This is a genomic window from Nocardia sp. NPDC004722, assembly GCF_053601505.1.
This window is the reverse complement of sequence record NZ_JBSGBY010000313.1, coordinates 1-10,011: the sequence shown is the minus strand read 5'-3', so window position 1 is coordinate 10,011 and position 10,011 is coordinate 1. Positions and strand designations below refer to the sequence as shown.

Here is a 10,011-nt window from a genome sequence, read left to right as displayed (position 1 = left end):
GGGAGTTTTGCTGGTCGGCCTGCTCGGCACCGTCACGCTCGGCGCGGGCGGTGCCGCGGCCGACAACGGTGATCTGTGCTCGCCACCCGGCCTGGCCGCCGCCAGCGCCGCGCCCACCAATCTGGCGTCCGGACAGCGCGACGCCGGGGCGGACCGGTTCACCACCGCCACCACCACACCCCTGAACACGATCGATATCGGCAAGCTGGGGCTGCTCACGCCCGGCAAGCTGAGCATCGGCACCCTGTCGGACGCGCCGCCGAGCATCTGCGTGAACTCCAAGGGCGTCTTCACCGGCTTCGACAACGAGTTGCTGAAGGCGATCGGCGCGAAACTCGGCCTGCAAGTGGAGTTCACGGGCACCGAATTCGCGGGCCTGCTGGCCCAGGTCGCCAACAACCGCTTCGACGTGGGTTCCTCGAGCATCACCACCACCGACGCGCGGCGGCAGCTGGTCGACTTCACCAACGGCTACGACTTCGGCTATTTCTCGCTGGTGGTGCCGAACGGCAGCGGCATCAAGGGTTTCGCGGATCTGCACAAGGGCAATCGGATCGGTGTCGTGCAGGGCACCGTGCAGGACGAGTACGTCGTCAACGAACTGCACCTGGATCCGGTGAAGTTCCCCGACTACAACACCGCCTACGCGAACCTGAAGTCCGGCCAGATCGATGCGTGGGTCGCGCCCTCGCAGCAGGCCATCGGCGCGATCAAGCCGGGTGACCCGACCTCGATCGTGCAGAACACCTTCAGCGTCAACAACTTCACGGCCTGGGCGGTGCGCAAGGGCAACCAGCCACTGACGGACGCGCTGAATGCCGGGCTGGACGCCGTCATCGCCGACGGCACCTACCTCAAGCTGTACGAGGACTGGGTGCCGCGACAGCCGCCGCCGGGCTGGAAGCCGGGTTCCAAGGCGGTCGCCGCACCGGACTGGCCGAACTTCACCGAGATCGCCGCCGAGCACGCCAAGGACAAGCCCGACAACAGCGGTGTCGCACCGAAATCCACGCTGGCGCAGCTGAAGGACACCTTCTTCGACTGGTCGCTGTACCGCAAGGCCTTTCCCGATCTGATCAAGACGGGTCTGCCCAATACCCTGATCCTGGCGCTGGTTTCGGGTCTGCTCGGCACCGTGCTCGGCATGCTGCTGGCGGTGGCGGGCATCTCCCGCACCCGCTGGTTGCGCTGGCCCGCACGGGTTTACACCGATATCTTCCGTGGTCTGCCCGCCGTGGTGATCATCCTGATCATCGGCTTGGGTGTGGGCCCGCTGGTCAAGAACCTCACCGGCAACAACCCGTATTGGCTGGGCGCGATCGCGCTGGCGCTGCTGGCGTCGGCGTACATCGGGGAGATCTTCCGTTCCGGCATCCAGTCGGTGGAGGCCGGGCAGCTGGAAGCGGCCCGCGCCATCGGTTTCGGGTACCGGCAGGCCATGGCGTTGGTGGTGATCCCGCAGGGTGTGCGCCGGGTGTTGCCCGCGCTGATGAACCAGTTCATCGCGCTGATCAAGGATTCCTCGCTGATCTACTTCCTGGGCCTGCTGGCCACCCAGCGCGAATTGTTCGCGGTGGGACGGGATCTCAACGCGCAGACCGGCAATCTGTCGCCGCTGGTCGCGGCGGGCCTGATGTACCTGCTGCTGACGGTGCCGCTCACGCACCTGGTCAACTACATCGACCAACGCATGCGCGAGGGTCGCCCGCAGCCGGGGGCCATATCCGGCTCGGCCGGATCCGCCGAACCACTCGAACAGGCCGTCATCACCGAAGGGCGTGGAGCATGAGTGCCTCCCTGACCGGCACCGGCCTGCGATTGACGCTGGGCCGCAACGAGATTCTGCGCGGCGTGGACGTGCACGTGGACGCGGGCAAGACCACCACCGTGATCGGCCCGTCCGGCTCCGGCAAGTCGACGCTGCTGCGGGTGCTCAACCGGCTGCACGAACCCGATGCCGGGGACATCCTGCTGGACGGCAAGTCGGTGCTGGGGGAGAACCCGGACCGGCTGCGGCAGCGCATCGGCATGGTGTTCCAGCATTTCAATCTGTTCCCGCACATGAGCGCCGCCGACAATGTGGCGCTGGGCCCGCGCAAGCTGCACGGCCTGTCCAAGGAGCAGGCGCGCACGCTGGCGGTGCAACAGCTGGAGGCGGTCGGGCTGGCCGGGAAAGCAGATGCGCGCCCGGGGAATCTGTCCGGCGGTCAGCAGCAGCGAGTGGCCATCGCGCGAGCGCTGGCCATGAAGCCGGACATCATGTTCTTCGACGAGGCCACCTCCGCGTTGGATCCGGAGCTGGTGAAGGGCGTGCTGGCGCTCATGTCGGAGCTGGCGGGCGGCGGCATGACCATGGTCGTCGTGACCCACGAGATGAGCTTCGCCCGTTCGGTTTCCGATCGGGTGGTGTTCATGGATCACGGTCAGGTCGTCGAAACCGGCAAGCCCGAGGCCCTTTTCGAGAACGCGGAGACCCCGCGCCTGCGGCAGTTCCTGTCGCAGGTGCTCTAGCTGCTGCCGCGCCCGGATCCGCTGGCGCTGCCACTGAAGGGCAGATTGGCCAGACCGGCGAAATCGCCCTGGGCTCCGCTGTACACATTCAGGTCGACGCCCGCGCCGATGCCATTGATGGATCCGGAGTCGGTGGTCTGCCAGAAGGTCCAACCGGGCCAGCCGCCGGGCACTTCGGGCTGGTCGTTGCCCCGATAGTCGGCGATCCACAGCGGGTAGGACGTGAACTGGTTGGTGTCGGCCATGGCCGTACGCCAGAAGCGGGGATAGGTATAGATGATCGGCCGACGACCCGTCATGGCCTGCACGGTATTGAGATACCGGTGCGTCCAGTCGATGAGGGCGTCCGGAGGCAGGCCGCCGGAGTCCTCGAGATCGAGCACCGGGGGTAGGTCCAGCAGCCCGTTCTGGCCCAGCACCAGCGCCGAGTAGAACGCGCCCTGGAGTTCCGGCGATTCGGCGGGGCGCGCGAAATGGTATGTGCCGCGCGCGACTCCGGCCACCCGCATGGCGAGGCTGTCCTGGACGAAGAAGGGGTTCACGTAGCTGAGCCCCTCGGTGGCCTTGAGCATGGCGAACTGGTACCCGGCCGCGCGCACGCCGAACCAGTTGATGCCGCTGCCGCCGGGGTGCTGATAGGAGGCCACATCCGGGCCCTCGACGTCGGCGGTGGCCACCCCGGCGGGGATAGCCATCAGGATGCCGGTGACTGCGACTGTGCACACTTTCATCAGGCTTCGTCCGGTCATGCCAAAAAAGGCTAGGCCGGACGGTTCTCATAGCCGTGAAGGCTGGCCGTGTGACATTCGCCAATCGTTAGCTATCGGTGTCGGCTAGCCCAGCCAATCCAACACCGAAGCGGCGGTCCAGGACTGCTGCATGCTGCCCAGCGGCAGACCCGTGAACGGTTCGTAGTACTCCGCGAAGCTGCCGTCACTGGCTTGGCGCAGGCCCTCCGCGCGCAGCATGAACGACCGCTCGGCCCAGCCGCGGCGGGCGAAGACCCACGAGAACAGCCAGCTGATCACCGGCCACACCGGGCCGCGCCAGTACTCGCGCGGGCGAAAGTCCTTGGACACCGGGGAGGTCGAGGGCGGCAGCGCGTAGCGCAGATCCGGATGCCCGCACCAGCGCGGGCCCTCGAACAGTCGCAGCAGCCGGCGTTCGGCGTCACGCGGCAGCCCGCCCGACAGCAGCGGCGCGAAGCAGGCGAGGGTCTCGGTCTCGATCCACTTGTCCGCGCGCACATCGAAATCGCGGGCCACGCCGCTGCGCGGGTCGGTGGTGGCGACCACGCCCGCCCGGAAGTAATCGGCCCACTCGTAGAGTTCGCGCACGTCCGCGTGCGGCTGCTTGTAATCCTCGCCGATATTGGCCAGCACATCGCAGGCCAGCGCGAAGATGGCGGTCACGAACACGTCCTCGACGGCGAAGCTCATGGTCGAGGCGAGCTGGTAGTCGTCGTAGCCCGCGCGGCGCATCTGCTCGACCAGCCACATGTAGCGGTCGTACTCGCGGTCGCTGGGCCGCTGCGTGGCGTCGCCGACCACCTGCAGGTCCTCCCGCTGGTAGGGCGGCAGGTCCGGGCCCGGAATCACGTTCTCGTAGGCGCGATCCCAGCGCGGCGAGTTGTCCATGCCGGACTCCCAGCCGTGGTACAGCGTGATGCGGCCGTGTTGCTTGGGGTCGCGGGCATACGCCAGCCAACGATGCCAGCGCATCAGATCGCCCCAGCGCCGGTGCAGGAAGTCCTCGGCCACCGCACGGGTGCTGCGGCCGTGGCGGCGCGAGTGGTCCAGAATCCGCTGCACCGCAATGGCATGCACGGGCGGCTGGGTGATGCCGGAGGTGTCGGGCCCGTCCGGCGCGTCGGCGGCCAGGCGACGGCATTCCCAGCGCGAGGGTCCCGGGAAGTAGCCGTCCACGCCATTGGCGAAGACGATGTGCGGGATCATGCCGTTGCGCCATTGCGCGGACAGCAGGGTGTCGAGTTCGAGCGCGGCTCTCTCCACACTCAGCGGGGCCAGGCCGACGGCCACGAAGGCCGCGTCCCAGCTCCACATGTGCGGGTACAGCTTCGGTGCGGCGCTGGTCATGGTGCCCAGGTCATTGCCGCGCAGCAGGTAGGCCGCGCGGGCCGCGAGCTGGGTGGGCGTGAATCCCGGGTGCGTCATCGCCCTATTCTGCGCTGGGACTCGCAGGTACGCGCGGTGGACCGGGCTGGAGGACGGCTCCTGATCGCCAGATTGCACTTCGTTCGCCTTCTCATGAATCAGTCGAGCGTTGGTGTGCCCGACCGAAGCATCGCAGCCCGACCCCACGCGGTTACGGTGATCACATGGCGAATTCCGCGAAGACCAGCACCAACCCGCCGACCGCCCTCATCACCGGGGCCAGCCGGGGGCTGGGCGCGGCGATCGCGCGGGAACTCGCCCCTACTCACCGGTTGTTGCTGGGCGCACGCTCCCCACAGGCCCTGGAGCCGATCCTGGGTGAGCTGCCCGGCTCGACCGGGTGGCCGGTCGAGCTCACCGACTACGCGGCGGTGGCGCGCGCGGTCGAGGGCATCGAACGGCTGGATGTACTGGTGCACAATGCCGGAATCGCCGACCTGGGAACGATAGCCGATTCCACGGTCGCGCAGTGGCGGAATACATTGGAAGGCAACCTGATCGCGGTCGCGGAGTTGACCAGGCTGTTGCTGCCCGCCTTGCGCGCCGCCAACGGGCATGTGGTGCTGATCAATTCGGGTGCGGGGCTGCGGGCGAATCCGGGCTGGGGCGTGTACGCGGCGAGCAAGTTCGGGTTGCGCGCCTTCGGCGACGCGCTGCGGCTCGAAGAGCCTTCATTGCGGGTGACGTCGGTGCACCCGGGCCGGATCGACACCGATATGCAGCGCGAGATCATCGCGGGTGAGGGGCGGGCCTACGAGCCGCGCGAGTTCCTCACCGCGGAGACGGTGGCGCGGGCGGTGCGCAATGCGGTGGAGACCCCGCGTGACGCGCATCCCACCGAGATCGTGTTGCGGCCCATCGCACGTTGAGTCCTGTACTCCCACACTGAGAGCAGCCTTAATTTCTCCGCTGAATTCGAATCATTTCGCACAGATTTCGTGTTCGGTTCACTACCTGTGGATATAAAAGATGAGCCCTGCGAGGGAGGCAAGGCCGCAAAAATATATATCTCGGAGTGATCGACAGGTATGGACAGAAGACAGCTGCTCGCCTTGCTCGCCGCGGGCACTGCGACAGCCCTGACGGGCTGCTCTGCCGATCCGGCTCCGCACAAGGTCACGCCGCGGATCAGCGGTCCCACCACCACGCCCGCGCCGTCGCCGGTGCCGCAGGCGCTGCCCGTGCCCTCGGGTGCGCCGAAGGCGCACATTCCCGCCGGGACCATCACCGCCCTGCCCGGCACGGGCAGCAATCTGGCGCTCACCGTCGATGACGGCGCGAGTCCGGAAGTCGTCGGCGCGTATATCCAATTCGCCAAGGACACCGGCGCGCGGTTCACATTCTTCGTCACCGCCTATTACGACTCCTGGACCACGCATCGCGCCGCGTTGCGGCCGCTGGTGGAGTCGGGCCAGATCCAGCTGGGCAATCACACCTGGGATCACCCGGACCTCACCAAACTGTCCGCGGCCGAGGTGTCCAACCAGCTCGCCAAGGCGAAGACGTTCCTGCGCAACAACTTCGGCGTGGACGGCGGTCCCTATTTCCGTCCGCCCTACGGCCGTCACGATGCTACGGTCGACAAGGTGGCGGCCGATCTCGGCTACACCGTTCCCGTCATGTGGTACGGCTCGCTGTCGGACTCGGGTGTCATCACCGAGGACTACCTGATCGAGTGCGCGCGAAAGTATTTCAATGCGCAGGCCATCGTCATCGGGCATGCCAACCATCCGGCGGTCACCCACTGCTACGGCCAGATGACCGACATCATCCGGAGCCGCAATCTGTCGCTGGTGACGCTCAACGACGTCCTGGTGTCGCCGACCTGACCGGGTCGCGGTGGGGGAGTGGAAGTTCCGGCGCCAGGGGCGCCGCAGTGAGGGAATGAGGTTCGACATGGACAGACGACGGCTGCTGACGATGCTGGCGGCGGGCACGGCTGCCACCCTGCTGGGCACCGGCGAGGCGCGCGCCGACTTCCCCTTCGACACCGGATCCTCCGGCATCGTCCCGCAGATTCCGGGATTGCCGCAGGTGACACCGGATTTCGGGCCCAAGACACCGATCGGGACCGGCACCATCAACGCGCTGCCCGGCGACGGCAATCACATGGCGCTCACCATCGATGACGGCGCGAGCTCCGAAACCATCGGCGGTTTCATCGATTTCGCCCGCAATACCGGCGCGCGGTTCACCTTCTTCGTGACCGCCTACTACCCGGGCTGGCTCGACCACCGCGACGCGCTGCGCCCCCTGGTCGATTCCGGTCAGGTCCAGCTGGGCAATCACACCTGGGATCATCCGGACCTGACGCGACTATCCGGCGGCGCGATCGCCGATCAGCTCAACCGCTGCAAGGACTTCCTCTGGAACCAGTACGGCACCGACGGCACCCCGTACTATCGCCCGCCCTACGGCCGCCACAACGGCGGTGTCGACGCGGTCGCCGCCGACTGCGGCTACACCGTGCCGACCATGTGGTACGGCAGCCTCAACGACACCAATACCGTCATCAACGACGCCATGCTGCTGGATGCCGCGCGGCAGTGGTTCCGGGCTCAGGCCATCGTCATCGGCCACGCCAACCGCCCGACGGTCACCCACCTCTACGACCAGCTCTCCGACATCATCCGTGAACGCAATCTGCAATTGGTCACCCTCAACGATGTCCTGATCCCGCCGCGCTAGTTCCCGGATGGGATGCTTGACCGCATGGCGGTGGACAGGGCCGAGGCCGCGGGCAGAGCGGAGGCGACGGGTGGTCGCTGGGGCGAGCACAATGTCGAGCGCCGCCGCGCCATCATCGCCGCGTATGTCGAGCTGATCGAGGAATCCACACCGGGCGCGGACATTCCGCTGCAGGTGATCGCCGACCGGGCCGGAGTGAAGCGGTCGGTGGTCTACCGGCACTTCGCCGATCGTGGCGATCTGGACGCCAAGACGCGGGAGTTCGCGGTCGAGAACGTGGTCGAGCTGGTGATGCCGGACTTCGACCCGCAGGAAGGACTGCGCGACACCATCGTTCGTATTGTCGGCACCTATGTCGGCTGGGTGGCGGTGCACGCGCGGCTGCACGGCTGGATCGAGCGCGGACCCGGCAGCGCCGACCCGGCGGGCCAGGCCGTGGTGGTCGGCACCAAGGCGGCCATCGCCGAGCGGGTCGCGCAGCTGTTCACGCTGGCGGCGAGCGTTGTCGGGCAACAGCATCCGGGCATCGATCCGGCCGCCTTCGCCATCGTCTCGCTGGTGGACGGTGGCGTGACGCGGTGGCTTGAGACGCGTCCGGCCGATCTGGACGAGGCCGAGCTGACCCGCCTGCTCGGTGATTCGATCTGGGCCCTGTTCGACGCGATGGCCCGCACGCGCGGCTTCGTCGTCGACCCGGAGCGGCCCATCGCGGAGCTGCTGGCGGACCCGCCCGCGCCGCTCGATCTCTGACTCTTCTCCCCTTTTGTCACGGAGTGTGCGCGACATTGTGTCGCGATCACTCTTGTTTCGGCATGTCGTGACCGGTACCGTCGGTCTTACCGCGACATGATGTCGCGGTCACCCGAAACAGGGAGAACGCCGTGAACACATCCCCCGGCCTCGACGACTACACCGAATCGCTCGGCACGCTCTCGGACGGATCGGTCAACAAGCGCTTCGATCCGTACGTCGACATCGACTGGGATCACCCCGACTTCGTGGTCCGCGCCGACGACGACCGCTGGATCCTCCCGCCCACCGACCCCTTCGGCGCGCACCCCTGGTACCAGGCGCTGCCGCGGGAACGGCAGATCCACATCGGCATGTGGCGGCAGGCCAATGTCGCCAAGGTCGGGCTGCAATTCGAGAACCTGCTCATTCGTGGCCTCATGCAATACGTGTTCTCGGTGCCCAACGGCTCACCCGAATTCCGTTACTGCACACACGAAGCCATCGAGGAGTGCAACCACACCATGATGTTCCAGGAGGTGGTCAACCGCGTCGGCATGGATGTCGCGGGCATGCGCTCCTGGGTTCGGGTGGTCGGCCCGCTGGTCCCGTTCCTGGCCTCGCTGTTCCCCGAATGGTTCTTCGTCATGGTGCTGGCGGGCGAGGAACCCATCGACCACGCCCAGAAGACCGTGCTGCGCGGCGGCGACCGCACCCACCCCATGCTCGAGCGCGTCATGACCATCCACGTCGCCGAGGAGGCGCGCCACATCAGCTTCGCGCACCAGTACCTCGAACACCATGTGCCGCAACTGGGCCCGATCAAGAAGTTCGCGCTCTCCCTGGTCTTCGCCCCCACGATGCGCATCATCTGCGACCTCATCGCCGTCCCCACCCGCAAGTTCCGCCACGACTGCGACGTCCCGCACTCGGTCGTCCGCGACATCTTCTGGCGCACCCCCGAAGCCCGAAAAATGCTGCGCGACTTCTTCGCCGACGTCCGCATGCTCGCCGAACAACTCGACCTGATGAACCCCGTAGCCCGCATCCTGTGGCGCCTGTGCCGCATCGACGGCGCGCCCTCGCGCTACCGCAGCGAACCCGCCCGGAAGGCCGCGTGACTATGGGCCTCCTGGTCCGATCACCCTGGCTGGATGAGGATTTCGAGGAACTGTGCGGGTTGGCTCGGATGATCGTGGCGGCAATGGTCGCGCGCGACCGGTGAGCGACGAATCAGGCGGTGAACACCGCGGACTCTCGGAGTCGGTGTAGGCGGAGGGCTAGTTGGATTTCCAGGGCGCGGTTGGGGTGTTGCCAGCCTTCGCCGAGGAGGCCGGTGATGCGGTCGAGGCGTTGGGTGACCGTGTTCACGTGGACGTGGAGTTGTTTGGCGCTGGCGGTGAGGCTGCAACCGGTGGCGAAATAGGTTTCGAGGGTGTGGATGAGTTCGGTGCGGCGGCGGGCGTCGTAGTCGACGACGGGGCCGAGGGTGTCGTCGAGGAAGCCGGGTGTGTCGGCGTCGTCGCTGATCAGCAGGCCGACGAAGCCCAGATTGGCGGCGCTGCAGGCGGTTCCGGTGCGGCCGAGGGCGTGTAGGACGCGCACGCAGCGAACCGCCTCTCGGTAGGCGGCCTCGGTGCCGGCCGGTAGGTCCGCCGGTCCCGCGGCCGCGATGGTGGCGCGGGAGCCGAGCGCCGCTGTCAGTTCGCGGCCGATCCGGCCCGCGATGGCGGCGGGGTCCGCACCGGGCAGCAACAGGACGGTGTGCGCGCCGCGGGTGGCCGCGAGGCCGTGGTGGGAGATGCCGTATCCCGTTGTCCAGGTGGCCATTCGACGATGGTCGCCGTGGTCGACCACCACCAGCACATGGGGGCGGCGCAGGTCGATGCCGAGCAGGGCCGCGCGGTTC

The 10,011-nt window shown here is 67.3% G+C and carries 10 protein-coding genes; 7 read left to right on the top strand and 3 right to left on the bottom strand.

Features of this window, described 5'->3' with window-relative positions; all coding sequences use genetic code 11:
- Positions 1 to 7 precede the first annotated feature (7 nt).
- Positions 8 to 1,789 carry an ABC transporter substrate-binding protein/permease gene (locus ACWELQ_RS26970; RefSeq protein ID WP_452399844.1) on the top strand — a complete coding sequence of 594 codons (1,782 nt, stop codon included), beginning with the start codon at positions 8 to 10 and terminating at the stop codon, positions 1,787 to 1,789.
- Complete coding sequence (locus ACWELQ_RS26965; protein WP_452399843.1) at positions 1,786 to 2,511, top strand: amino acid ABC transporter ATP-binding protein; 726 nt, start codon at positions 1,786 to 1,788, stop codon at positions 2,509 to 2,511. Before ACWELQ_RS26970 ends, ACWELQ_RS26965 begins: the two co-directional genes overlap by 4 nt.
- Here the strand turns inward: ACWELQ_RS26965 and ACWELQ_RS26960 are convergent.
- On the bottom strand, positions 2,508 to 3,260 hold the full coding sequence (locus ACWELQ_RS26960; RefSeq protein ID WP_452399842.1) for a glycoside hydrolase family 25 protein: 753 nt from the start codon (positions 3,258 to 3,260) through the stop codon (positions 2,508 to 2,510). The genes ACWELQ_RS26965 and ACWELQ_RS26960 overlap by 4 nt on opposite strands.
- A gap of 84 nt (positions 3,261 to 3,344) precedes the next feature.
- On the bottom strand, positions 3,345 to 4,685 hold the full coding sequence (gene ggh / locus ACWELQ_RS26955) for a glucosylglycerate hydrolase (protein ID WP_452399841.1): 1,341 nt from the start codon (positions 4,683 to 4,685) through the stop codon (positions 3,345 to 3,347).
- 164 nt (positions 4,686 to 4,849) lie between these two features.
- Here ggh and ACWELQ_RS26950 point away from each other — a divergent pair, with 164 nt between their 5' ends.
- The 5 genes from ACWELQ_RS26950 (at position 4,850) to ACWELQ_RS26930 (ending at position 9,223) form a co-directional block, all read left to right on the top strand.
- Positions 4,850 to 5,554: an SDR family oxidoreductase gene (locus ACWELQ_RS26950; RefSeq protein ID WP_452399840.1), complete on the top strand. Its 705-nt coding sequence runs from the start codon at positions 4,850 to 4,852 to the stop codon at positions 5,552 to 5,554.
- Between the two features lie 159 nt (positions 5,555 to 5,713).
- On the top strand, positions 5,714 to 6,514 hold the full coding sequence (locus tag ACWELQ_RS26945) for a polysaccharide deacetylase family protein (RefSeq protein ID WP_452399839.1): 801 nt from the start codon (positions 5,714 to 5,716) through the stop codon (positions 6,512 to 6,514).
- Positions 6,515 to 6,581: 67 nt separating this feature from the next.
- The gene (locus tag ACWELQ_RS26940; protein ID WP_452399838.1) at positions 6,582 to 7,373 is read left to right on the top strand and encodes a polysaccharide deacetylase family protein; all 792 of its coding nucleotides are present in this window, start codon (positions 6,582 to 6,584) and stop codon (positions 7,371 to 7,373) included.
- A 24-nt stretch (positions 7,374 to 7,397) separates the two neighbouring features.
- Positions 7,398 to 8,123 (top strand): TetR/AcrR family transcriptional regulator, encoded by a 726-nt coding sequence (locus ACWELQ_RS26935; protein ID WP_452399837.1) that lies wholly within the window; start codon positions 7,398 to 7,400, stop codon positions 8,121 to 8,123.
- Positions 8,124 to 8,254: 131 nt separating this feature from the next.
- Positions 8,255 to 9,223 (top strand): AurF N-oxygenase family protein, encoded by a 969-nt coding sequence (locus tag ACWELQ_RS26930; RefSeq protein WP_452399836.1) that lies wholly within the window; start codon positions 8,255 to 8,257, stop codon positions 9,221 to 9,223.
- A 112-nt stretch (positions 9,224 to 9,335) separates the two neighbouring features.
- Here the strand turns inward: ACWELQ_RS26930 and ACWELQ_RS26925 are convergent.
- Positions 9,336 to 10,011, bottom strand: a 676-nt coding sequence (locus ACWELQ_RS26925) for a PucR family transcriptional regulator (RefSeq protein WP_452399835.1), incomplete at its 5' end; no start/stop codon positions are given.